The sequence below is a fragment of the Micromonospora sp. NPDC049060 genome, assembly GCF_040649055.1.
Taxonomy (GTDB): Bacteria; Actinomycetota; Actinomycetes; order Mycobacteriales; family Micromonosporaceae; genus Micromonospora; species Micromonospora reichwaldensis.
In genome coordinates this window covers 55,506-78,877 of record NZ_JBEZEV010000020.1, presented here as the reverse complement: position 1 = coordinate 78,877, position 23,372 = coordinate 55,506, and the positions used below count along the sequence as shown (strand labels likewise).

24 protein-coding genes are annotated in these 23,372 nt (G+C 74.5%); 10 read left to right on the top strand and 14 right to left on the bottom strand.

What is annotated here, in order from left to right:
- Window positions 1-328: 328 nt before the first annotated feature.
- A complete protein-coding gene (locus AB0B83_RS11440; RefSeq protein WP_357578070.1) occupies window positions 329-1,135 on the bottom strand; it encodes a DedA family protein in 807 nt (268 codons plus the stop codon).
- A 175-nt stretch (window positions 1,136-1,310) separates the two neighbouring features.
- Between AB0B83_RS11440 and AB0B83_RS11435 the strand changes: the two genes are divergently transcribed.
- Window positions 1,311-2,138: an MOSC N-terminal beta barrel domain-containing protein gene (locus AB0B83_RS11435; protein WP_357578069.1), complete on the top strand. Its 828-nt coding sequence runs from the start codon at window positions 1,311-1,313 to the stop codon at window positions 2,136-2,138.
- A gap of 7 nt (window positions 2,139-2,145) precedes the next feature.
- Here AB0B83_RS11435 and AB0B83_RS11430 read toward each other — a convergent pair whose 3' ends face one another.
- The 6 genes from AB0B83_RS11430 to AB0B83_RS11405 form a co-directional block, all read right to left on the bottom strand.
- On the bottom strand, window positions 2,146-3,699 hold the full coding sequence (locus tag AB0B83_RS11430) for a protein kinase (RefSeq protein WP_357578068.1): 1,554 nt from the start codon (window positions 3,697-3,699) through the stop codon (window positions 2,146-2,148).
- 205 nt (window positions 3,700-3,904) lie between these two features.
- Complete coding sequence (locus AB0B83_RS11425; protein WP_357578067.1) at window positions 3,905-4,069, bottom strand: hypothetical protein; 165 nt, start codon at window positions 4,067-4,069, stop codon at window positions 3,905-3,907.
- Window positions 4,070-4,110: 41 nt separating this feature from the next.
- Window positions 4,111-5,166 carry a LacI family DNA-binding transcriptional regulator gene (locus AB0B83_RS11420; protein WP_357578066.1) on the bottom strand — a complete coding sequence of 352 codons (1,056 nt, stop codon included), beginning with the start codon at window positions 5,164-5,166 and terminating at the stop codon, window positions 4,111-4,113.
- 299 nt (window positions 5,167-5,465) lie between these two features.
- A complete protein-coding gene (locus AB0B83_RS11415) occupies window positions 5,466-6,314 on the bottom strand; it encodes an SAM-dependent methyltransferase (RefSeq protein ID WP_357578065.1) in 849 nt (282 codons plus the stop codon).
- A gap of 107 nt (window positions 6,315-6,421) precedes the next feature.
- Window positions 6,422-7,309, bottom strand: coding sequence for a helix-turn-helix transcriptional regulator (locus AB0B83_RS11410; protein ID WP_192581520.1), 888 nt, complete (start codon window positions 7,307-7,309; stop codon window positions 6,422-6,424).
- 129 nt (window positions 7,310-7,438) lie between these two features.
- Window positions 7,439-7,678 carry a DUF397 domain-containing protein gene (locus AB0B83_RS11405; RefSeq protein ID WP_132240226.1) on the bottom strand — a complete coding sequence of 80 codons (240 nt, stop codon included), beginning with the start codon at window positions 7,676-7,678 and terminating at the stop codon, window positions 7,439-7,441.
- Window positions 7,679-7,939: 261 nt separating this feature from the next.
- Here AB0B83_RS11405 and AB0B83_RS11400 point away from each other — a divergent pair, with 261 nt between their 5' ends.
- Together AB0B83_RS11400 and AB0B83_RS11395 are read left to right on the top strand one after the other, a co-directional pair.
- Window positions 7,940-8,590 (top strand): GGDEF domain-containing protein, encoded by a 651-nt coding sequence (locus AB0B83_RS11400; RefSeq protein WP_357578064.1) that lies wholly within the window; start codon window positions 7,940-7,942, stop codon window positions 8,588-8,590.
- 118 nt (window positions 8,591-8,708) lie between these two features.
- On the top strand, window positions 8,709-9,359 hold the full coding sequence (locus AB0B83_RS11395) for an NAD(P)H-dependent oxidoreductase (protein WP_357578063.1): 651 nt from the start codon (window positions 8,709-8,711) through the stop codon (window positions 9,357-9,359).
- A gap of 4 nt (window positions 9,360-9,363) precedes the next feature.
- On the opposite strand, the gene AB0B83_RS11390 is transcribed toward AB0B83_RS11395, so the two are convergent.
- Window positions 9,364-9,846, bottom strand: coding sequence for a type II toxin-antitoxin system PemK/MazF family toxin (locus AB0B83_RS11390; protein WP_132240229.1), 483 nt, complete (start codon window positions 9,844-9,846; stop codon window positions 9,364-9,366).
- An 88-nt stretch (window positions 9,847-9,934) separates the two neighbouring features.
- Here AB0B83_RS11390 and AB0B83_RS11385 point away from each other — a divergent pair, with 88 nt between their 5' ends.
- The 4 genes from AB0B83_RS11385 to prfH all read left to right on the top strand — a co-directional run bounded on the left by AB0B83_RS11385 (window position 9,935) and on the right by prfH (window position 13,655).
- Window positions 9,935-10,540: a DUF4291 domain-containing protein gene (locus AB0B83_RS11385; RefSeq protein WP_357578062.1), complete on the top strand. Its 606-nt coding sequence runs from the start codon at window positions 9,935-9,937 to the stop codon at window positions 10,538-10,540.
- Window positions 10,541-10,593: 53 nt separating this feature from the next.
- The gene (gene blaOXA, locus AB0B83_RS11380; protein ID WP_357578061.1) at window positions 10,594-11,568 is read left to right on the top strand and encodes a class D beta-lactamase; all 975 of its coding nucleotides are present in this window, start codon (window positions 10,594-10,596) and stop codon (window positions 11,566-11,568) included.
- A gap of 225 nt (window positions 11,569-11,793) precedes the next feature.
- Entirely contained in the window at window positions 11,794-12,969 is a 1,176-nt protein-coding gene (locus AB0B83_RS11375) for an RNA ligase RtcB family protein (protein WP_357578060.1), read from the top strand.
- Window positions 12,966-13,655, top strand: a complete 690-nt coding sequence (prfH, locus tag AB0B83_RS11370; protein ID WP_357578059.1) for a peptide chain release factor H — start codon at window positions 12,966-12,968, stop codon at window positions 13,653-13,655. Before AB0B83_RS11375 ends, prfH begins: the two co-directional genes overlap by 4 nt.
- Here the strand turns inward: prfH and AB0B83_RS11365 are convergent.
- Window positions 13,644-14,330, bottom strand: coding sequence for a macro domain-containing protein (locus tag AB0B83_RS11365; protein ID WP_357578058.1), 687 nt, complete (start codon window positions 14,328-14,330; stop codon window positions 13,644-13,646). The genes prfH and AB0B83_RS11365 overlap by 12 nt on opposite strands.
- 228 nt (window positions 14,331-14,558) lie before the next feature.
- Between AB0B83_RS11365 and AB0B83_RS11360 the strand changes: the two genes are divergently transcribed.
- Window positions 14,559-16,175: an ADP-ribosyltransferase domain-containing protein gene (locus tag AB0B83_RS11360; RefSeq protein ID WP_357578057.1), complete on the top strand. Its 1,617-nt coding sequence runs from the start codon at window positions 14,559-14,561 to the stop codon at window positions 16,173-16,175.
- A gap of 10 nt (window positions 16,176-16,185) precedes the next feature.
- On the opposite strand, the gene AB0B83_RS11355 is transcribed toward AB0B83_RS11360, so the two are convergent.
- Both AB0B83_RS11355 and AB0B83_RS11350 read right to left on the bottom strand, forming a co-directional pair.
- Window positions 16,186-16,764: an AAA family ATPase gene (locus AB0B83_RS11355; RefSeq protein ID WP_357578056.1), complete on the bottom strand. Its 579-nt coding sequence runs from the start codon at window positions 16,762-16,764 to the stop codon at window positions 16,186-16,188.
- A 144-nt stretch (window positions 16,765-16,908) separates the two neighbouring features.
- Complete coding sequence (locus AB0B83_RS11350; RefSeq protein ID WP_357578055.1) at window positions 16,909-18,546, bottom strand: BCCT family transporter; 1,638 nt, start codon at window positions 18,544-18,546, stop codon at window positions 16,909-16,911.
- A gap of 473 nt (window positions 18,547-19,019) precedes the next feature.
- On the opposite strand from AB0B83_RS11350, the gene AB0B83_RS11345 reads away from it, so the two are divergent.
- Together AB0B83_RS11345 and AB0B83_RS11340 are read left to right on the top strand one after the other, a co-directional pair.
- Window positions 19,020-19,610, top strand: coding sequence for a D-alanyl-D-alanine carboxypeptidase family protein (locus AB0B83_RS11345; RefSeq protein ID WP_357578054.1), 591 nt, complete (start codon window positions 19,020-19,022; stop codon window positions 19,608-19,610).
- Window positions 19,611-19,641: 31 nt separating this feature from the next.
- A complete protein-coding gene (locus AB0B83_RS11340) occupies window positions 19,642-20,913 on the top strand; it encodes a hypothetical protein (RefSeq protein WP_357578053.1) in 1,272 nt (423 codons plus the stop codon).
- 12 nt (window positions 20,914-20,925) lie between these two features.
- Here the strand turns inward: AB0B83_RS11340 and AB0B83_RS11335 are convergent, their stop codons facing one another.
- The 3 genes from AB0B83_RS11335 to AB0B83_RS11325 form a co-directional block, all read right to left on the bottom strand.
- A complete protein-coding gene (locus tag AB0B83_RS11335; RefSeq protein WP_357578052.1) occupies window positions 20,926-21,861 on the bottom strand; it encodes a TauD/TfdA family dioxygenase in 936 nt (311 codons plus the stop codon).
- Window positions 21,862-21,948: 87 nt separating this feature from the next.
- On the bottom strand, window positions 21,949-22,707 hold the full coding sequence (locus AB0B83_RS11330; protein ID WP_357578051.1) for an alpha/beta fold hydrolase: 759 nt from the start codon (window positions 22,705-22,707) through the stop codon (window positions 21,949-21,951).
- A 269-nt stretch (window positions 22,708-22,976) separates the two neighbouring features.
- A complete protein-coding gene (locus AB0B83_RS11325) occupies window positions 22,977-23,366 on the bottom strand; it encodes a DUF2267 domain-containing protein (protein ID WP_357578050.1) in 390 nt (129 codons plus the stop codon).
- Between the last annotated feature and the right edge of the window lie 6 nt (window positions 23,367-23,372).

Here is a 23,372-nt window from a genome sequence, read left to right as displayed (position 1 = left end):
GGCCGGCGCGCTGGCCGGGCTGGTCGCGCTGAGCGTGCGGATCGACGGTCCGTGGCAAACGGCCCTTGGAGGGGCCGTTTTCTACCAAGATCTCCGGTAGGAGCCGGGCGGACGGACGCGAGAGTGGCCCCGACGGGGTGTGGCCCGCCGTGCCCGACGCAGGGGTCAAACCCGCGGGTGGACTTCCGCGTCCCGGGGCCGATCGAGGTCGGGGCGGGGTGCCCGCGGCGATCGTGCAGAGCGCGCAGCGGCGGCGGCGCGGATTCCGAGGGCCACCACGACGGGGGCCCGGCGGGCGTGGTGGCGCCCGCCGTGGCCGCGCCCCGGCTCAGCGGGACAGGTCGCGGTCTGGTGCCTGCCCGTCCGAGTACGCGCTGCGGTAGATCGTGCCCCGCCCCGTCGGGTCCGGCGCGTGGGGCAGCGGGGCGGGGTCGACGGGCGGGACGGGGTCGACAGCCTCCGCCGCACCGCGCCGCGAACGGATGATCCGGGAGACCACGAACCAGCCGGCGGCCGCCACGCTGGCGACGATGACCACCTTCTGCAGCACGCCGGCGTACCCCTCGACGAGGTGCCAGTTGTCGCCGAGCAGGTAGCCGGCCATCACGAAGGTGGTGTTCCAGATCAGGCTGCCGAGCGTCGTGTAGACCGCGAAGGTCAGCACCGGCATCCGCTCCACGCCGGCCGGGATGGAGATCAGGCTCCGGAAGATCGGAATCATCCGGCCGAAGAAGACGGCCTTCACCCCGTGCCGCAGGAACCACTCCTCGGTGCGGTCCACGTCGCTGAGCTTGATCAGCGGCAGCCGCTGCGCGATCGCCCGGATCCGCTCCCGGCCCAGCGCGGCGCCGATCCAGTACAGGGCGAGGGCGCCGAGCAGCGAGCCGAGGGTGGTCCAGAAGATCGCGCTGACCACGCTCATCCGACCCTGGCCGGCGACGAAGCCGGCCAGCGGCAGGATCACCTCGCTGGGGATCGGCGGGAAGAGGTTCTCCAGGGCCACGGCCAGACCCGCGCCGGGGCCGCCGAGCCGCTCGACCAGGCCGATGACGAAGCCGACCAGTCCGTCCTCGGGCGGCGCGGCCTTTTCGGGGGCGGTGCCGGAGGCGAGCAGGGCGTGCGCGGTACGAATCATGGCCCACACGCTACGAACCGATCCTGGGAGTCCGCCAATGGGCCGACCCTTGCGTCCCACGGACCGTCCACAGCGGCGGGGGTTCGCACTAGGGTGGCGCCGTGACGACGCGCACCACGACCGCCGGCGCGGCCCCGGTCCGGGTCGCGGCGCCCCGCGCCGGGGCGGCGGCAGGATGACCGGCCGGCTGGCGCAGCTGTGGCGTTACCCGGTGAAGTCGATGCTGGGTGAGCGGCTGCCTCACGCCGACGTCGGCCCGGCGGGGGTGGCGGGCGACCGGCGGCTGGCCCTGCGGCACCGGGACACTGGGCGGGTGGCCAGCGCTAAGCACCCCCGGCTCTGGCGCGACCTGCTCACGCTCCGCGCGGCCGGCGCCGCACCAGATGAGGTACGGATCACGCTGCCCGACGGGCGGGCATTGTCCAGCGTGGACCCCGGTGTCGACGACGTGCTGTCCCGGGTGCTGGGCGTCCCGGTGACGCTGATCGACCGGCCGCCCGCCGGGGCGCTCCTGGACCGGGCCGACCCGGACGCGGTGCTGGCGGCCGGTCTGGCCGCCGAGGTGCCGGTCGACGCCAACCCGCTCGGGGCGGCGGCGCCGGGCACCTTCTTCGACTTCGCCCCGGTGCACCTGGTCACGACGGCCACCCTGGCCCGGGTGGCCGCCGAGCTTCCGGGCGGCACCGTCGAGGCGGTCCGCTACCGGCCCAACCTCGTGCTCGACGTCGGCGTGGACGGCTTCGCCGAGAACGACTGGGTCGGTCGCGAGCTGCGGGTCGGCCCCGAGCTGGTGCTGCGGGTACTCGCCCCGACCCCGCGGTGCGCGGTGCCGACCCTGGCGCACGGGTCGCTCCCCCGGCAGAGCGAGGCGTTGCGTGTCCCGGCCCGCCTCAACCGGGTCGCGCCGCTGCCGCAGCTCGGCGCGCAGCCGTGCCTGGGCGCGTACGCGCAGGTGGTGCGGGGCGGCCGGGTGGAGCAGGGGTCCTCGGTCGAGGTCGGCTGAGCCGGGTTCAGTCGTCGTCCTCGTCGTCGTCCGGCGACGGCGTGTCGATCCGGTCGAGCAGGGCGTCGAGTCGGGCCACCGTGTCGGGCGGGAGCTGCCCCTCCTCGGCCGCCTCGGCGAGGCGCTCCCGCAGCTTCTCGACCCGCTTGGCCCGGTCCTTCTCCTTGCCCCGGCTCAGGTCCGCGAGCTTGTCCCGCAGCCCCTCGACCGTCTTGCGGTCGATGTCGCCGCGGGCCTGCGCCCAGGCGAGCACCGCGGCGAACTCGGCGACGAACTGCGGCAGGCCGATCGGGTCGGGCCGCGCGGTCACCGGCGGCGGGGCGGAGGTCCTGGCCGACGGAGTCGGTCTGGCCGAGGTCGGCTTCCCGGCCGGTGTGCCGGTGACGGGGGCCGCCGCCGGTGGCGGACTTCCGCCGTCGCCGATGACGAGCGCCCCGACGAGCCCGACGAGCAGCGCGACGCCGACGGCGACCAGCGCGGTGACAGGCCTGCTGCGCGTGGTCCCCGCCCCGCCGGCCGGGGCGGGACGGCTGGTGCGGGCGACCACGGGATGGCGCCCGCCCGGCGGGGCGGGGTACGGCACCCCCGCGCGGCCGGTGGGGTTCGGGGACGGCGGTGAGCGGTCGATCAGGGTCGGCGGGTGCTCGGCGCCCGCCGACGAGGGGGGCGTCGCGGACGATGCACCGGCGGACGGGGTCGGCAGGACGGCCGTGGGCGGGTGGGCCGACGCCCCCGCAGCGAAGCGGGTGGCGAGCTGGGCCGCGCCCGGCCGGTGCGCCGGATCGGTGGCCAGGCAGGCCAGGGTCAGCTCGGCGATGTCGGGCGGCAGCCCGGGGACCTGCGGGGGCGGCACCGGCGGCTGCCCGGCGTGCACCTCCAGCGCGTCCTCCCAGGTCTGCACGGGCAGTGGGGCCCGGCCGGTGAGGGTGCGGTAGAGCAGCGCGCCGAGTGCGTAGACGTCGCTGGCCGGGTTCGGCGGCCCGGGCCGCATCCGCTCCGGGGCGAAGTACGCGGGCGTGCCCATCAGCAGTTCGCCGGTCTGCCCCGCCCGCGGGTGGTGCGGCCCGGCCAGCGCGGCGATGCCGAAGTCGAGCACCTTGGCGCCGGTCTCGGTGAGCATCACGTTGCCGGGCTTGACGTCGCGGTGCACCACGCCGATGCGGTGGGCGGCGGCGAGCGCCGCGGCGATCTGGCCGGCCATCCGCACCGCCTCCGGCCAGGGCAGCGGCCCGTCGGCGAGCCGGTCGGCGAGGTTGCGCCCCTGCACCAGCTCCATCACCAGGTACGGGACGACGATGCCGCCGTCCAGGGCCGCCTCGCCGTAGTCGTACACCTGGGTGACGTGCGGGTGGGTCAGCCGCGCGGCGGCGCGGGCCTCGCGCTGGATGGTGGCCCGCAGTTGCGGGTCGGTGGCGAACTCCCGGGTGAGGGCCTTGACGGCGACGGGCCGGTGCAGCACCTCGTCGTCGGCGCGCCACACCTCGGACATCCCGCCGAGGCCGATGCGCTCGCGCAGGACGTAGCGGTCGTGCAACCGCAGGGTGGGCGAGAACGGCGACATAGCCGTTCAGTCTGCCCTGCCGGCGGGGTCTGCCACCAGCGCGGTGCCCGGTTGCGGGCCGGTCGTCGCGGTTCAGACGGCGACGACCGGCCCGCACTGACGGTCGGGAGCAGCGGACTACCGGCCTGCGGCGATGGTCAGGAGCAGCGGACTACCGGCCCGCGCCGACGGTCAGGAGCAGCGGGCTACCGGCCCGCGCCGACGGTCAGGAGCAGCGCGGCGCGGCGGCGACCGGCGGCGGCTGGATGCGGTCGGCGAGCCGGCGCAGGACGGCGGCGGCGACCAGCCGGGTGGGGGCGAGTCGCGCGACGCGGGGCCGCTCCGGGCGGACGGGGGCGTCCGGCCGGGCGGAGTTGACGTGTCGGGTCACCGCGTCGACGGCGAGGACGAAGCCGGTGGGCTGTTTTATGGTCAGCTCCCTGGGACGGGTCCGGTGGAGGACCGGACGACGAGTGCGGTGGGTAGCAGGACGTGGCCGGCCGCCGGGTCGGCGGGCGGGTCGAGCAGGAGTCGGGCGGCGATGCGCCCCTTCTCCTCGGCTGGTTGCCGCACGGTGGTGAGGCCGGCGGTGGCGGCCTCGGCGATGTCGTCGAAGCCGGTGACCGACACGGGCGGCCGGCCGGCCTCGGCGAGCGCGTCGAGGACGCCGAGGGCGAGCACGTCCGCGCAGGCCAGTACCGCCGTGGGCGGTTCGAGGGCGGCGAGGGCGGCGGCGACGGCCGTGGCGCCCGCTGACCGGCTGTTGTCGGTGGCGGCGAGCACGGTCAGCTCGGGCCAGGCGACGCCCACCTCGGCGAAGGCGTCGGCGAATCCGGCCAGCCGCGCCCGGGTCGTCGGGTGGGCGACGTCGGCCACGTCGGCGAGGCGCAGTTCGCCCGGGGCCGCGCCGGGGCGCACGGCGTCGCCGAGCAGGGCGACCCGCCGGTGCCCGAGCCCCGCCACGTGGGCGGCGACGGCCCGGGCGGCGGCCCGCTCGTCGATGCCGACGTAGCGGTCGTCGGGGCCGGCGTCGTCGCGGGGGGCGGTCGTGACGACGGGCAGGCCGCGCTCGCGGAGCACGTCGACGACCCAGCCCTCGTCGCCGACGCAGTAGACGCAGAAGCCGTCGACGGCGGCGTTCTCCACCGCCCGCCGCGCGGCGGGCTCGTCGGCCGGCAGCGGCACGAGCAGCAGGCTGGTGCCGTGTCGCTCGGCCGCCTCGGCGACGCCGGCCAGGAAGCGGACCGCGAAGGGGTCGGTGAAGGCGTACGACAGCCGCGACTCGAAGAGCACTCCGATGGCGCCCACATACCCACGCCGCAGCGACCGGGCGGTGGGGTTGGGGCCGGGGTAACCGAGCTGCCGGGCGGCTTCCAGGATCCGCTGGCGCAGGGCGGCGGAGAGCTGGTCGGGTCGGCTGTAGGCGTTGGAGACGGTGCTGCGGGACACGCCGACGGCGTCCGCGACGGCTTGCAGGGTCGGCTTCACCGCGGCCTCTCTGTATCGATTCAGACTGGATCGATACAGAGACTAGGCGGAGCGGGCCGCCTACGTCAACGCCAACGGGCGGCGATCCGGCTCGGGACCGCACGCGACAGGAACACCGACGCGGCCCACCACGCCGCCCCGGCCAGGGTGACGCCGAGCGCGGGGCCACGTCGAGTGCGGGGGCGACGTCGAGTGCGACTCCGCGCGGCAGCGCTGGGCGACGTCGAGGGTGACCCCGCGCAGCAGCAGCGCCGGCCCGGGACGTGGTGGTCCGGGCCGGCGGGTGCGCAGGTGCGCGGTCAGCCCTTGCGGGCCACCCCGCCGTACATGCTGACCTCGGCCGCCGCCGGGCGGGGCTGCGGCGCGTCCTCGGCACGCCACTCGGCGACCGACGTGACGCCGGGCTCCAACAGCTCCAGCCCGTCGAAGAACCGGGTGAACTCGGCCCGGGTGCGCAGGTTGATCAGGCCGTGCGGGCTGCCGCCCCGGGCCGCCGCCTTCGCCTCCTGGGCCACGTGCGGGGGGAGGTAGTCGTGGGTGGCGTGCGAGGCCGCCAGGTAGCTGCCCGGCGGCAGCGCGTCGAGCAGCCGCGTGACCACGGCGTACGGGTCGTCGTCGTCGCCGACGAAGTGCAGGATCGCGACCAGCATCAGGGCGACCGGCCGGGACAGGTCGATGGTGCGCAGCAGGTCGGGGTGGTGCAGGATCCGCTCCGGGTCGCGCAGGTCGGCGTCGATGTAGGCCGTGGCGCCCTCGGGCGAGCTGGTCAGCAGCGCCCGGGCGTGCGCGAGCACGATCGGGTCGTTGTCGACGTAGACCACCCGTGACTCGGGGGCGATCGCCTGCGCGACCTCGTGGGTGTTGTCGGCGGTCGGAATGCCGGTGCCGATGTCGAGGAACTGGCGGATGCCCTCCTCCCGGGCGAGGTGCCGCACGGCCCGCTGGAGGAAACGGCGGTTCTCCAGCGCGGCGGTGCGGATGGTCGGGAAGGACGCCGCCACCATGTCGCCGGAGTCCCGGTCGGCCTGGAAGTTGTCCTTGCCACCGAGCCAGTAGTTGTACCGGCGCGCGGGGTGGGCCACCGAGGTGTCGATGCGGTCGCTCGGGTGCGCGGGGCCGGTCGTCGTACCCGGGGCATCGGTGGTCAAGGCAGCCTCCACGACTCTGCGCCACCCGCGACCGGGGGCGTCCGTCCACTGTCGCCGGTCGGCGACCATGGTAGCCGCACCGCCGTCCGGGCGAGGCCCCGCCGGGGTCACCCCGGGTAGAGGTCGTCCAGGATCGCGCCGAGGATCTCCGGCGTACGCTCCGGCGGCTCGGCCTCCACGCAGAGCCGTTCCATCGCGACCGCGTAGTAGTCGAGGTCGTCGCGCTTGTCGAGGTAGAGCGCGCTGGTGAGCTGCTCGATGTAGACGATGTCGGGCAGTTCCCGGTCACCGAAGCGCAGGATGGTGAAGGCCCCACCCGCGGCGGCGTGCCCACCGGCGGCGAACGGGATGACCTGGAGCCGGATGTTCGGCGACTTGGTGGCCTCGATCAACGCCGCCACCTGCTCGCGCATCACCCGTGGGCCGCCGATCGGCCGGCGCAGCGCGGCCTCGTCCACCACCGCCCAGAGCTGCGGCGGGTTCTCGCGATGCAGCAACCGCTGGCGCTGCATGCGCAGGGCGACCCGACGCTCGATCTCCGCCGGTGCGGCCCGGCCGTGCCCGAGCAGCACCACCGCCCGGGCGTACTCCCGGGTCTGGAGCAGGCCGGGGACGAACTGGACCTCGTAGCTGCGGATGAGCGCGGCGGCCGCCTCCAGCCCGAGGTACGACTGGAACCAGTTCGGCAGCACGTCGCCGTAGCGGTGCCACCAGCCCGGGCTGTTGGCGTCGCGGGCGAGCTTGAGCAGCGCCTCCCGTTCCTCGGACGCGGTGACGCCGTAGAGGGTGAGCAGGTCCGCGACGTCGCGTTCCTTGAAGCCGACCCGGCCCAGCTCCATCCGGCTGATCTTCGACTCGGAGGCGCGGATCTCCCAGCCGGCACCCTCCCGGGTCACCCCGCTGGACTCGCGCAGGCGGCGCAGTTGGGCGCCGAGCAGCATGCGCAGCACGGTCGGGCCGGTCCCCGGACCGCCCTCGGCGGGACCCATCGTCACAGCCGACCTCCACATGCCGGTTCGTGTCGACCGGGTGCCCTCGCGCGGCCGACGTGTAAGCATGCCATGAACCGTGAGTGAGGTGAACTTCCTCGGTGCGGACAATTCGCCCCGGTCGGCGGGACGCGGTCAGGCGATGAGGTTGTCGAAGTCCCCGTCGCGCGCGCCGAGCACGAAGGCGGCGATCTCGTCCACCGTGTAGATCAACGCCGGCCCCTCCGGGTGCCGGGAGTTGCGCAGGGCGATGCCGGCGCCGCCGGGCAGTTCGGCCAGCTCTACGCAGTTGCCGCTGGGATTGCTCCGGCGGCTCTTCTGCCAGGCGAGCGGGGGCAGCTGGGTGGTGGGAACGCCGTTCGGAGGCTGCTGCATGGACGTCTTTCTCTCGCGAGCCCCGCGATGCCGGGCAGCGGTGCCTGATGAGGGGGCACGATATCGACGAAGGGCTTCCTGCACGTGCATCTGCTATTGCATCTGCACCGGACAGCGAGCATGATAACGCACGTGGACAGTGCCCATCTGTTCACTCTGAGTGACCCGACCTGGGGCTGCCACCAGGCCGGACGGGGCCCGACACGCGGGCGCGGACCGCCGCGCGCGGGGGCCGGCGGCGACGTGCTGATGGGAGGTCTCGTGCCGGATCCGTTGACCATCGCGTCCGGCATCTGTGCCGCCGGGGCACTCGTCACCTCCTGGCAGCTGCGGCGCCGCGCGATCCAGGCCGAGGTCGAGATCCGGCACCTCCAGGCCGAGCTCGCCGCCGAGCGGCACGCCGCCAGCCACGACCCCCTGACGGGCCTGCCCAACCGCCGCGCGTTCTACCGCCTGGCCGCCACGCTGCTCACCGACGCGGCCGGGCAGCCGCTGATCGCCGTGGTGCTCGACCTCGACGACTTCAAGCAGATCAACGACCGTTACGGCCACGCCGCCGGCGACCAGGTGCTGGTCAGCGTCGCCCAACGGCTCGCCGCCTTCGCCGGGGACAACCTGGTCGCCCGGCTCGGCGGCGACGAGTTCGCCGGCCTGCTGGCCAGCCCCACGATCGACCGGCGGTGGATCGAGCACGCCACCCGGCGGCTCTGCGACAGCCTCGCCGCGCCGATCCCGCTGGGCGAGCTCAGCGTCCGGGTGACCGCCTCCGTGGGGCTCGCCCCCGTCACCGGGCCCGCCCAGCTCACCGAGGCGCTCGACCGTGCCGACGCCGCCATGTACCGGGCCAAGAGCCTCGGGGTGGCTCGCCCGCCCCGGCAACTCGTCGACAGCGCCCACCTGGCGGAGTGCTGAGCGCGCAGGCCCACGCCAGCGGACCGCCGGTCGGGGCACGACGCGTTTCGACGTGTCTCGCGCCGGTTGCCGGGTATGCCGGCAGGATCAGCGCCGCACCGGCCGAGGGAGGAACACCGTGGTGAGCATCCGGGCCCTGGTCCTGAACTGCACCCTCAAGCGGTCCCCCGCCCCGTCGAGCGCCGAGGTGCTCGGGCGCGAGGTGCTCGACGCCCTCGCCGACCAGGGCGTGCCGGGCGACCTGATCCGGGTCGTCGACCACGACGTGCGCTTCGGCGTCTCCACCGACGAGGGCGACGGCGACGGCTGGCCGGTCATCCGGTCCAGGCTGATGGCCGCGCAGATCCTCGTCATCGCCACGCCGATCTGGCTCGGTCAGCCGTCCGCCGTGTGCAAGATGGTCCTCGAACGGCTCGACGCCGAGCTCTCCGAGACCGACGCCGAGGGCCGGCTGCTCACCTACGGCAAGGTGGGCGGGGTCGCGGTCGTCGGCAACGAGGACGGCGCGCACCATACCATCGGCGAGGTCCAGCAGGCCCTCAACGAGGTCGGCTTCACCTGCCCCGCGGCCGGCGCCACCTACTGGGTCGGCGAGGCGCTGCACAAGGTGGACTACATCGACGCCCGACCCAAGCCCGACACCACGGGACGCACCACCACGGCGTTGGCGCTCAACAGCGCGCACCTGGCCCGGCTGCTGGCCGAGCAGCCGTACCCGCCGCCGGACGCCCGCGACGCCGGGATCGGCCCGAGCCGCGAGCCGGCCTGACGGGTCAGCGCCAGCCGTAGCCGGCGCGCAGGGCCCGGCCGACCCGGTCGAAACGGGCCCGGTCCAGCACCGCGCCCTCCCGGCGGATGCCGTCCTCCCGCATGGTCAGCACCCGGTCCAGCCGCACCCAGCTCGGCCGGTTGTCCCGGTCCCACTCGCCCGGGCCGAGCGCCAGCCAGTGCCGCTGCCCGTCGCGCTCGCTCTGACTGGACAGCATCAGCCCGAACAGCGTCCGGCTGTGCCGGCCCACCACCAGCACGGGACGGTCCTTGCCCTGGCGCGGGTCGTCCTCGTACTGCACCCAGGTCCAGACGATCTCGCCCGGATCGGCGTGCCCGTCGAGCTCCGGCGCGTACGCCAACTGCCGGCGCTGCAACGCCGCGACCTGGCGGGGGCGGGCGACCCGCGCCGGGCCCGGGCCGGGCCGGCGCGGCGACGGGATCACCCCGCCGATACGGGCCGCCACACTCCTGAGAAGACCTGCCACGACCGGCAGCCTATCCCCCACCGGGGCCGCCGGCCCGGGCGGGACAATCCGATGGACCGGGCCCGGACGATCGGCCAGGATCGGCGCCATGCAGGTCCCCGCCCACCAGGTCCGCGCCCGCTTCACCGCCGACACCGTGACCGTGTACCAGGCGTACCCGCCGGAGATCGCCCGCCCGGCGCTGGCCGCCGGCCGCTTCGTGTCGCCGTTCAAGCGGGAACGGATGACCTGGATCAAGCCGTCGTTCCGCTGGATGATGTACCGCTGCGGCTGGGGCACGAAGCCCGGGCAGGAGCGGGTGCTGGCCGTCGAGGTCACCCGCGCCGGCTTCGAGTGGGCGCTGGCCAACTCGTGCCTGAGCAGCTTCGAACGCGACCGCCACCAGAACAGGGGGGACTGGTCGCGACGGCTGCGGGCCAGCCCGGTGCGGGTGCAGTGGGATCCGGAACGGTCGCTGCGCCTGGCGCCGCTGCCGCACCGGTCCCTACAGGTGGGGCTCTCCGGCGAGGCGGTGCGCCGGTACGTCGACGAGTGGCTGGTCGGTCTCACCGACGTGACCCCGACCGCCCACGCGGTGCGCGCGGCGCTCGACGCCGGCGACGACACCGCCGCCGGGGCGCTGCTGCCCCCGGAGCGCCCGTACCCGCTGCCGCCCGACGTGGCCGCCGTGATCGGCGCGACGGCTGAGCCGTGAGCCGACCGACGGGGCGATGCCGTAGCCCCGCAACGTGCTTGACTGGGGCGTCGGTGCCGGCACGGACGGAGGCGGTGGCGGTGATCTTCGAGGCACGGACGCGGAGCCTGCCCGCGCGACCGACGGCGGTCGGCGCGGGCGCCCGGCGGCGGGTCGCGGGCGCCGCGGCCGTTGCCCTGATCCTGCTGGCCGGCGCGACCGGTTGCACCGGCAGCGGGCGTCCGCAGCCGCCGCCGGCTGGCGCCGCGTCCGCCACCGCCGCGACGGACCCGTCCCCCACGCCGACCGCGCCGGCGGTCGAGGTCCGCGACGACCTGGCGGGCCTGTTCCGGCAGGCCGGCCTCCGGGGCACCTTCGTGATGTACGACGTGACGGCCGGCCGCGTCGTCATGGTCGACCGGGAGCGGGCCGAGCGGCGGTTCGTCCCCGCCTCGACGTTCAAGATCGCGCACAGCCTGATCGCGCTGGAGACCGGCGTGGTGCGCGACGAGCGGGAGAAGGTCCCCTACGGCGGTCGGCCGCAGCGCGTCGCCGCCTGGGAGCGGGACATGGGGCTGCGCGACGCGGTGCGGGTCTCCAACGTGCCGGTCTTCCAGGAACTGGCCCGCCGCATCGGACCGGACCGGGAGCGGGAGTTGCTGCACCGGCTCGGCTACGGCAACGGCGAGGTCGGGCCGGCCGTGGACCGGTTCTGGTTGGACGGGCCGCTGGAGATCTCGGCCGACGAGCAGGCGCGGTGGCTGGCCCGGCTGGCCCGGGGCGAGCTGCCGGCCGACCGGGGGCACCAGGCCACCGTCCGGGACATCCTGCGCCTGGAGCGCACCGCCGGGTACGCCCTCCACGGCAAGACCGGCTGGACGGACGCCACCGACCCGGGCACGGGATGGTGGGTCGGCTGGGTCGAACGCGGCGACCGGCTGTACTGCTTCGCGCTGAACGTGGACGTCCACACGGACGGCGACGCCGACAAGCGCCTGCCGCTGGGTCGGCAGCTGCTGCACCGCCTCGGCGCCCTGCCCACCCCCTGACCGTCCGCCCACCGTCGCGACGACCCGCGGCTAGGGGGCGCGACCCTGGCAGGGCGTCGAACAAATCGCCGGGGCGGCGGAAAGTCGGTTGCCGCACCCGGTCGGCTCCGCAACAGTGTCGTCCATGACGTTCTGACGGGCAGCATCCCCATCGCCGAGGCGCGCGGCACCGACCGGTGTCGTGGTGCCGTCCGTCCATGCTGTTCTAGCGAGAAGCGAGCGTCCTTGTCTCCGCACCAGTCCCCGCCGCAGTCCACCCCCGCCACCGTCACCGTGTTCGCCTCCCCCACGAGCTGGATCGAGTCCGAGGCCCTGACGCAGTGCCAGCAGGTGGCCGCCCTTCCCGGCATGATCCACGTCGCCGCCATGCCGGACCTGCACCCGGGCAAGGGTGCCCCCATCGGCGCCGCCATGGCGTCGACCGTGCTGTACCCGTTCCTGGTGGGCTCCGACATCGGCTGCGGCATCGCCGTGTTCCCCATCAGGCTCAAGCGGGCCGTGCCGGAGCGGCTCGCCGCCCGGTTCCCCGACCTCGACCGCCCCCTCGACCCCGAGCGGGACGCCGACGACCCCGCCTGGGCCGTCGTGACGGGCGACATCCCCGCCGGTCATGTCGACGGACTGGGGACGGTCGGCCGCGGCAACCACTTCGTCGAGCTGGCGCGCGTCGACACGGTCTTCGAGCCGGGTCACGCCGGCCGGCTCGGGCTCGACGCGGGCGACCTCGTGCTCATCGTCCACACCGGCTCCCGGGGCCTGGGCGAGCGGATCCTGCGGGCGCACACCGAGGCCCACGGCGCGGGCCCCGCCCCTGATCCCGCCGCCTACCTGGCGGCGCACGACGACGCCGTACGGTGGGGCTCGCTCAACCGGCGGCTGCTGGCCGCCCGGGTCGCCCACGCCCTGGGGGCCGAGCCCACCGAGCCCGTCGTCGACCAGTGCCACAACCTGGTGGAGGTCAACGACGGGGTCTACCTGCACCGCAAGGGCGCGGCGCCGGGCGACGGCCGCGACGTGCTCGTCGCCGGCACCCGGGGCACCGCCTCCTACCTCGTGGCCGCCCACGCCGGCCCGGACGCCAACCACTCGGTGGCGCACGGCGCGGGCCGCAAGATGTCCCGCGCCGACGCCCTGCGGCGCAGCCGGGCCAAGCACACCGTCGAGGAACTACGGCGCACGCCGGTGGGGTCGCTGGTGGTGTGCGGCGACCGCCAACTGCTCTTCGAGGAGGCGCCCACGGCCTACAAGCGCATCGAACGCGTGATCACGGATCTCGTCGACCACGACCTGGCCACGCCCGTGGCCACCACGGTCCCCCTGGTCACCTACAAGACGCCCGACGTGGGGTCCACCAGCCGGTCGGACCGCCGCGACGACCGCCGTAAGCGGGGCCGGGCATGAGCCTGCACCTGCTCGTGTCGGCCGGGCGTGGCCCGCAGGAGTGCGCCTGGGCGCTGGCCCGGCTGCTGCACCGCCTGGAGACCGAGGCCGCCCGGCGGGGCCTGACGACCCACCGGGTCCGGACCGTGCCCGGCGAACGGCCCGACACCTACCGGTCGGCACTGATCCGGATCTCCGGCGACGGCGCCGAGGCGTTCGCCGCCTCGTGGACCGGCACCCTGTGCTGGCAGGCCCCCAGCCCCTACCGGGCGGGCACCGGCCGGAAGAACTGGTACGTCGTCGCCCGACCGTGCCAGCTCGACAGCCCGACCACGGCGTTCGCAGAGGCGGACGTCGACATCGTGGCCTGCCGTACCGGCGGCCCCGGCGGCCAGCACCGGAACAAGGCCAGCACGGCGGTACGGGCGACCCACCGCCCGTCGGGCATCGTCGTGGTGGTCGACACCGAGCGGCAGTTCAGCCTCAACCGGCGCCTCGCCATCCAGCTGCTGCGGCAGCGGATCGCACGCGGCGACGAGACCGCCGAGCGCGCCGCCGACACGGCCCGGTGGCGCATCCACGACGAACTCGTCCGCGGCGACCCCACCCGCGTCGAACGCCCGGACCCGTCGGGGCAGGAGGCGGGTCCACCGCAGCGGACGCGCCGGGGGCGCCCACCCCGCCGGCGGGACGCGTCAGCCTCGTGACCGGCGGGAGCCGGCCGCCGTCGGCACCGTCACCCGCACACGCTCCTCCTGCGGGCGGCTGTCGATGTCGTCGAGCTGCGTGCGGATGGTCCTCCGCAGGTCGTCGTAGTCGCGGAAGTGGTAGTCGTTGAACAGCGTGTAGCCGGTCCACATCAGGTTGGCGCAGACCCGCGCCGGCACCCGGCCGGTCGCCGCGCCCATGCCGACCAGCGCCACCGACGAGATGCTGCCCGGCTCCCTCTCGTTCTGGGTATGGATGGCCTGGAACGCGGCGGCGCAGGCCAGCGCCACGTTCAGCGTCTCGCTGACGTCCTGCGCCGACTGCTCCATGGTCGGGGTCGAGATCAGGAACCTGGGGTTGGTGGCCCCCGACGGCACGCAGACGGCGCTGCCCACCGGCATCGCCGCGCCGAACTGGTCGCGGATCGCCCGCTGGACGCGCAGCTGGATCCCCGCCCCGAGGTGCCGCTTGACGACCGCGTCGACGCCGCCGTCCATCCGCCCCCGGGAGTTGGTCGGGCTGACCCAGGCGTCGGTCTGCCGGGTGAGGATCGATCCCTTGTGGATCTCGACCTCGGGGGTGTCGGCGAACGCCGCGCGCCACGCCTGCACCACATTCGCGTTGACGTCCGTCAGCACCACCCTGAGCAGCGGCTTCTCGCGGTCGAGGGTCATGTTCACTCCGGTGGGGAAGGGGTTGTCTCCGACGTGGAGCACGCTATCGCCGCCCACCGACAACCTTCCGCGTCGCGCCACGCACGGCGCCCGGCGCCGGAACCGCCGGCGTCGAGGGCCCCGCGCCGGTCGCCGGTGCCGTAACTGTCGCCCGCTGGCGGCAGAATGCCCCCACCTCGATCACCCGTGCCGCCGGACCGGCACGGCCCGCCACTTCGGGAGCCCGCGATGAGCGACACCACCGCCCCCACCCCGCCCGACCCGAACGACCCGCTGGCCCTCGCCGACCTGTTCACCGGCGGCGGCGAGCCGTGGCTGCCGCTGGTCAAGCCGGTCATCGAGGCGCAGCCGGACGCCGCCACCTTCATCGGCCCGGGCCGCAGCCCCATGGTCGTGCCCGTGCGGGAACTGACCTTCCAGGCGCTCAAGCCCCACCCGCCGCACAAGTGGAAGGTCGTCGTCTTCGGGCAGAACCCGTACCCGCGCAGCGAGAGCGCCACCGGCATCGCCATGTTCGACAACACCTTCCACCACTGGAACGACAGCCAGTTCGGCAGGGTCGTCACCATCCGCTGCATCATCAAGGCGGCGGCGATGTGGAAGCACGGCATCGCCAGGAAGACGCCGATCGCCGACATCCGTGCCCTGCTGCGCGAGCACGACACGGTGCAGCCACCGGAGTGGTTCCAGGCGATGCTCACCCAGGGCGTGCTGCTGTTGAACGCGGCGCTCACCGCCAGCAGCGACGGGGCGTTGGCCACCGACCGGCACACCGCGTTCTGGCGGCCGGTCGTCGAGGCCCTGGTCGAGGAGATCCTGAAGGCCAAGCAGCACGCCGACGAGGAGGACCGGGGCGTGGTGTTCGCGTGGTGGGGCGCGCACGCGCGCAGCCTCAAGCGGGTGGTGCAGCGGCTCGAGAAGAAGTACCCGGGCGTGGAGGTCCGCCACCTCGACCACCCCAATCCGGCGGCGCAGGGCGACATCTTCTGCGACGGGAACCACTTCGCCGACGTCAACGAGGCGCTCCGGACGCTGGGCGCCGACGAGATCGACTGGCTGCCCCGCAAGGGATGGAGCGGTTCGACGGCGCACGCGGGCGGCACCGACGCGGGCACGGCCGAGCGCATGGGGGCGTTCATCGCCTCCACGATGGAGTTGCACAAGCTCTACCTGGAGCGGCTCGCCAGCGTCAAGGACGAGGGGCTGGCCCTTCCCGCGATCACCGGCGTGGCCGCCACCCCGCTGATGGACTTCCGTGCGGCCGTCGCCCCGGTGGCCGCGCTGCTGCCCGGGCTCGACTGGCACGTCGGGCAGTCACACCGGTTCGGCGAGAAGCAGGTGGACGGCGCGGCCGACGGTCTCTCCGCCGACGAGGTCGCGGCCCTCTACCTCTACACCTGCGAGTCGGTTTTCTACCGGCAGATCAACGCCACGCTGCGCCACCCGGACCGTGGCCGGATCGTGCCGTACCTGCCGTACCTGCGGCTGTTGTTCTCGGCCGTGTCCCGGCTCCCGGCCCGCACGGAGCCGCTGTGGCGCGGGGTGTCGCTGGACCTGCGGGCGCAGTACCCGCTCGGGCAGACCGTGACGTGGTGGGGCGTCTCGTCGTGCACGTCGAAGCTCGGCGTGGCCCAGGCGTTCCTCGGCGGTCGCGGCAAGCGGACGCTCTTCGAGGTGCTGCCCGTGCGGGCCGTGGGCATCCGGCGGTTCTCCGCCTTCACCGGCGAGGAGGAGGTCATCCTGGCCCCCGGCACGCAGCTCACGGTGACCGACGTGAAGGCGGAACGCAACGGCCTGTGCACCGTCCGGCTGACGGAGCTGGCCGAGGAGCGCATGGTGGCGTGAGCGGCGACGGCTAGCTGAGGCAGGCGAGGAGTTGGCGGTAGGCCTCGTCCTCCCTGCCGTGCTCGCTGCGCACCACCGTCGTCCCGGGCCGGGCGGCGACGACGGCGAGCAGCCGGTCGTACATCGCCGCCAGCTCGGTGGTCCCGCCATGCCGGTCGAGCAGGCGCTGGGCGTCGAGATGCGCCGGATCCGTGGAGGTACGGCTGCGTTCGGCGAATCGCCACAGCGCGTTCTCCTTGCCGTCGAGCAGGACGATCTCGTGGAACCGGGCGCCGGTGTCGTGCGCCACGCGCTCGGCCTGCTCGATGAACTCGGGACGGCCGAGGAACTGCGGGATGATCACGTCGTGGCGGCCGGCCAGGTGTGCCCGGGCCGCCGCCAGCGTGACGGCGCGGGCGAGGAGACCGGCGGGACCGGCGTGATCACGCCACCGCCCGATGAGGTCACGGATCCGGTCGATGTCGAGGTCGAGCGCGAGGGGGTGGTCCTCGACGTACCTGCGGGCCAGCGTCGACTTGCCGCAGCCGGGTGGCCCGTTGAGCACGATCAGGCGTGGCGCCCCCGCGGCAGCCGGCTGGGCCTGGGTCACGACACGCCTCCTCGCTCGGCCCGACGCCGCCGGGAGGCGCCGCCCGTACGGACGTCCACGATTGTACGTCCGCGGGCCGGAACCGGACGTGCCGCGCGGGCCGTCCCCGGTGGGAAGGGACGGCCCGCGCCGCACGCGCCGGGGTCAGGAGGACTCGGGCCTCGTGGCGGCCGATGACGTGCCGGCGGACACGAGGGCCCGCAGTTCCGGGGCCATCGTGGCGCTGTCCGGCTCGCGCCGCAGCTCGCGGAGCAGGCCGACGACCATGCCGACCATGACGAACAGGAACGGCAGCGCGGCGAGGATGGTCAGCGACTGCAGGGCCGACAGTCCGCCGGCGAGCAGCAGCACCGCGGCCACCAGGCCGGTCAGCACGCCCCACATGGAGACGAGCCAGGCCTTCGGCTCCAGGCTGCCGCGCGAGGAGAGCGTGCCCATCACCACCGAGGCGGCGTCGGCGCCGCTGACGAAGAAGAGCGCCACCAGCACCATGACCAGGATCGCGGTGACGGTGAAGAACGGGAACTCCCGCAGGACCGCGAAGAGCGCCGCCTCCGGGCTCTCCTTCACCGCGGCCGACAGGTCGGTGCCGTTGAGTTGCAGGTTGATGGCGGTACCGCCGAACACCGAGAACCAGACGAAGCTGACGAGGCTCGGGATGGCCACCACACCGAGGACGAACTGGCGGATGGTGCGGCCCTTGGAGATGCGGGCGATGAAGGCGCCGACGAACGGGGTCCAGGAGATCCACCACGCCCAGTAGAAGATGGTCCAGCCCGCCATCCACTGCTCGCCGCCGAAGGCGCCGGTGCGGAAGCTCATCGGGATGAGGTCGTAGAGGTACCCGCCGGTCGACGCGGTGAGCGTGTTGAGGACGAAGACCGTCGGGCCCACCACGAGCAGGAAGAACATCAGCGCCACCGCGAGCACCATGTTGGTGTTCGACAGGAACTGGATGCCCCGCTTGACGCCCGTGACGGCGGAGACCACGAACGCCACGGTGAGCACCGCGATGATGCCGATCGCCAGTGGGGTGGACTTCGGCACGTCCCAGAGGTTCGTCAGGCCGCTGTTGATCTGCAGGGCGCCCAGCCCGAGGGAGACGGCCGACCCGAACAGCGTCGCGAAGATCGCGAAGATGTCGATGGCCCGGCCGGGTCCCCGGTTGGCGCGCTCCCCGATGAGCGGGAAGAAGGCGCTGCTGATCAGGCCGCGCCGACCCTTGCGGAAGGTGAAGTAGGCCAGCGCGAGACCCACCACGGCGTAGATCGCCCACGGGTGCAGCGCCCAGTGGAAGAAGGAGTACTCCATGGCCACCCGCGCGGCCTGCGGGGAGTTCGGTTCGTTGAGGCCACGCGGCGGGGTCGCCAGGTGCGACAGCGGCTCGGCGGCGCCCCAGAACATCAGGCCGATGCCCATGCCGGCGCTGAACATCATCGCCACCCAGGAGACGGTGGAGAACTCGGGCTCGTCGTCGTCGCGGCCGAGCTTGATCCGGCCGTACCGGCTGAGCGCCAGCCAGACCGACAGCACCACGAAGCCGGTGCTGGCCAGCACGAAGACCCAGCCGAACGACCGGACCACCCAGTCGAGCGCGGTGTCGGTGACCGAGGCGAGGTTGTCGGTGGCGACGATGCCCCACGCGACGAAGAGAACGGTCACCGCTGCGGCGACGCCCAGCACCGTCCGGTCGATGCCCTGCGCGGGGCGGCCAGGCTCAGGTGGTGCGTCGCCCGGCGGGGTGTTGTCGTCGGTTGCCGGACCTGTCGCGGACACGGTCATGGTCTGTGGACCTCCGTGGGCTGCCCGGTCCGCGGGCCGCGTTCCCGGCTCCGCGCGCGCCGGTCGGCCCGCATGTCGGGTTGTCCCGCGCCCCGTCCGGGGCCCGGGAACTCGGAAAGTTGTCGCCGCCGGTGCCGACGTCGTTGCGGCGGGCGTCCGGGTCAGCCGGGGCTCGGCCGCCACGGACGTCGGCGACGACCGGCGATCACTCTCGGCGTCGATGTTGGAGGTGACCCTTCGGTCTCATGACAGTCCGGTGACAAAACCGACCGACCCGCGACCGCGCGCTGAGTAGTCGTACTCAGGCCGACGCGTGACGGTTGCGGAAGTCTGACTCCATGATTTCGGTCGATGACGTGGAGTGCCACGGGTCAGGGGCATCGACGAGGCGACGGCTTCCTGGTCGACGGCGGGCGCCGGCCGGGCCACGGGTCAGGTCCGTCGTCGTCCGCCTGGCCCGGCAGACGAACATCATGAGCGCGGCCCGGTCCGCCCGGCGCCGCGATCGCGTGTACGAGGCCGTCACGCTGACTCTCGCGGTGGTGCTCCTGCCGGTGGCGTTCGTCGTCGCGCGCGGGCGGGCGAAGCATGTGGCCTGCCAGTGGGCGCTGGCGACGCGTTTTCCGGCCGAGGACCTGACCGGCCTGACGCCCGCCACGCGCGCGGCCTTCGAGGCCGCCCGGGCGCAGGCCCTGTGGCGCGACGGTGAGCTGATCGGGCTCACGTCCGGGCACCGGACCGCCGAGGAGCAGGCACGACTGTTCGCCGAGGCGGTCCGGTGCGCCGGGTCCCCGGAGGCGGCCCGGCTGCGGGTACTGCCGCCGCACGAGTCGCGGCACGTCGCGGGCACGGCCCTCGACGTACGACCCGCCGAGGGCGCGCGCTGGTTGGAGACGTACGGCGCGCGCCACCACCTGCACCGGGTGTACGACAACGAGTGGTGGCACTTCGAGTACCGGCCCGGTCGTCGCCCCGAGCGGCTGCCCCACCCGGGTGCCTCGACGCCCCCGACCGTGGTCCCCGCGCGGCCGTCGCGGCTTGTGCGGCTGACCGACCGGTGGTGACGGCAGCCCGCCGAGCGGGCACAGTGAAGCGGTGACCACCGACATCCGTACCCCCCTGGCCCGCTACGCCGACCGCCTGCACGCCGTGATCGGCGACGGGCACCACGTCGCCTCCCCGCTCGGCGCGTGGCTGCTGCTGGCGCTCGCCGCACCGGCCGCCACCGGCCCGACCCGCACGGCGCTGGAGGAGGTGCTCGGCACCGACGTGGAGGCCGCCGCCACGGCCGCCGACGCCCTGCTGGCGGCGCCGCATCCGCTGGTGCCCTCGGCGACCGCGTTCTGGCACCGGCCCGGCGTCGGGACGCACGGGCTCGACGGGTGGCGGGCCGCCCTGCCCGCGTCGACCGCGACCGGGGCGCTGCCGGACCAGGCGGGGCTCGACGCGTGGGCCCGCGAGCACACGCTCGGCCTCGTCGAGGGGTTCCCACTGAAGGTCTCGCCGCGGGTGCTGCTGGTGCTGGCCAGCGCCCTGGCCACCCGGGTCTCGTGGGCGGCCCCGTTCGAGGTGGCGCCGGGCGGTGCGCTCGGGCCCGGCAGCGCCTGGGCCGGCGGGCTGCACCGGGTGCTGCGCAGCCCTGAGTACGGCCACCGCTGCTGGATCGCCGACACCGCGCGGGCCGGCACCGTCGCCGTGCACGCCGCCCCCGCCCAGTCTGCGGGGGCCGACGGCGGCGGGGCCGGGCTGCTGGTGGTCTCCGTCGTCGCGGCACCCGACGGGCCGGCCGGGGACGTCCTCGCGGCGGCCCAGGAGCTGACGACGGCCGTCGCCGACACGCCGGAGCATGAGCTGCCCGCCCAGCGGCGTTCCCTGTTCGACGTGCCGCTGGGCGAGGGCCCGCTCTGGACGCTGCGCGAGGAGCCGACCCACACGTACGCGCCGGACGGCCGGGAGGAGCGGGTGACGGCGGTGCTGCCCTGCTGGTCGGCCCGCAGCCGGCACGAGCTGACCGCCCCCGGGCTGGGCTTCCCCGCCGTCGCCGGTATGTTCGGCGAGTTGCTGGACTCGCCGGGGCTCGAGTTCGAGGCGGCCCAGGCGGCGACGGCCAGCTACGGCCGGTACGGCTTCGAGGCGGCGGCCGTCACCGGCTTCGCCTCGGCGGTCAGCCTGCCGCCGGAGGGGGTGGCCCGCGTCGCGGAGCTGCGCTTCGGCCACCCGTACGCGGTGGTGGCGGTCGCCACCGACGGGCGGGGCGACGGCGGCGCGGCCGGCCCGTGGCACGGGTTGCCGGTCTTCTCCGCCTGGGTCACCGACCCGCAGGAGCTGTCGGAGGCCGACGCTGCGGGCCGCCACGGGAACGGGTAGCCGCGACGCGGATCAGGGGGTGTGCGGCTCGGCCATCGCGACGGCGATCTTGCGAGGGCCGGTGAACGGCTCCCGGCCGTGCGCGGCGGTCATGTTGTCCACGACCAGCACGTCGTCGCGCCGGTAGTCGAAGCGGACGCTGGCCGTCCGGTACGCGGCCCGCAGGTGGTCCATGACGTCGGCGGGTATCTCGCCGCCGTCGCCGTAGTACGTGTTGGCCGGCAGCCCGTCGGTGCCGAACATGGCCAGCAGCCCCTCCTGGAGGTCCTTGGCGAGGGTGCTCACGTGGAAGAACGTGGCGTGGTTGAACCAGCGCGGGGTGTCCGAGCCGGGCCGGTGGTGCACGACGTCGCGCACCGCGCGGGTACGCAGCCCGTCGGCGCCCCGCCACTCCAGCTCGATCCGGTTCGCCGCCGCGTACGCCTCGACCTCGGCCCGGTCGTCGGTGCCGAAGACGTGCTGCCACGGGGTGCCGAAGTCACCGTGGAAGTTGCGCACCAGCATCCAGCGGCGGCGGACGAACTCCTCGCGTACCGCCGGATCGATCTCGGCGTACACCCGGCGGACGTCGGCCAGCGGGGTGGCGCCCCGCGTCTGCGGCGCGGTGATGCAGTAGAAGAACAACGTCAACGGCCAGCGGGCCTGGTACGAGTTCTCGTTGTGCAGGAAGATCTCCTCGTCCGGCGGGTAGTCGGTCGAGGTGTAGACCCGGCCGGCGATGGCGTGCCGGGGCGACGAACGCTCGGTGTAGACCAGCGGCTCGCCGGACAGCGCCCGCACCGCCCGGTCGAAGCCCTCGACGCCGCCGACGTCGAACCCGCGGAACAGCAGCCCGCCGTGCTCGACCAGGCCCGCCCGCAGCTCCGCGCGGCGGGCGGCGATCAGCTCGGTCAGCTCGCGGCCGTCGTTCTCGACGACGATCGGCAGCGTGGCGATCCGGTCACTCATGCTCTCGCTCCTGTCGTCGCCCGCCGTCGCGGCGGGCGGCCGCGGGACAGCGGGATGGCGGCCCGGACGGCGGCCGTGGTGGGCGGCTCACCCGTGCTGGCGGGGGGCCGCGTCGGTGCGGGCGGCGGTGAGGTCCGCCCGGATCACGGCGAGCAGGTCGGGCAGCCGCTCGTTGAGGAAGAAGTGCCCGCCGTCGATCTCGTGCAGGGTGAAGCCGGCGGCGGTGTGCTCCCGCCAGCCGGCGCTGTGCTCCCGGTAGACGGTGTCGTCGCCGCGCCCGCTGAACGCCACGATCGGCATCGGCAGCGGCTCCTCGGGGGTGTAGCGGTAGTCGTCCACCCGGGCGAGGTCGGCGCGCAGCAGGGGCAGCAGCAGCTCGACCAGCTCCGGGTAGTCCAGCAGCCCCGCCGGCAGTCCGCCGCCGGCCGCCAGGCGACGCAGCAGTTCGTCGTCGTCCACCCGGGACAGCCCGTCGAAGTGGCTGGGCGCGTTGACGTGCGGGGCGCGGGCGCCGCCGACGTAGAGCCGCAGCGGCAGTGGACGCCCGGCGCGGCGCAGCTCGCGGACGACCTCGAAGGCGACCCGGCCGCCCATCGAGTGGCCGTAGATCGCGTACGGGCCACGGGCCCGCTCGGCGATGGCGTACGCGACGTCGACGACCTTGAACACCGGGTTCTCGCTGATCCGGTTCTCGCGGCCGGGCAGTTGCACCGGCAGCACCTCGACGTCGGGGCCGAGCTCGTCCTGCCAGCGCCGGAAGACGGTCGCGCCCCCGCCCGCGTAGGGCAGGCAGAAGAGTTGGACCGGCGCCGGGTGCCAGCCGCCGGCGGAGAGGAACCAGGTCACCGCGCGCCTTTCGTCGAGAGGGGCCGCTCCGGTGCCGCTGGCGCCGGAACGGGTGGTGGGTCGCTCCGGCGTGCCGGAGCGACCCGAGGTGCGGCGCCCTCCGAGGCATCGGCGGGCCGACCGCGTTCGGGCCGACCACCATGCTCCAGGAGGGGCCTCATGATCTGCCTATACCTTCGGGTCGGAAGCAGCATAAGGCGCGATGCCCGCCCGCGAGGATCCGCGTGGCGGGCCGCCGCGACGGTGCGCGGGCGGTGGCGGGTGGCCGGTCAGGCGTCGTCGGGTCGGGGGATCGGTTGGGTCATGCCGTCGAAGTCCCGGGGCAGCCGGGCCACCATGTCGCGGAACTCGTCGACGGTGACCGCCTCCCGCAGGGTGGCGAAGACGGCACCGGTTCCCGCCCGGGCGGTGGCCTCGTCCGTCCCGGCCCGCTCCCCCACCCGTCGCACGAAGTCCGCCGGACCGGGCGCGCCGGGCGGGCCGTCGCCGGCACCGGCCTCCGCGAGATAGCCGTCGAGTTCGTCGGGGAGGCGACCGGTCGCGCCGCCGCTCATCCGTTCCACCATGGTCTGCAACACGGCGCGGGCGATCGTGGCGGCCTGGGCGGTGGGTAGTCCGGCGCGGCGGGACACCGCGTCGACGAAGAGGGGGAACCGCACGGCAGC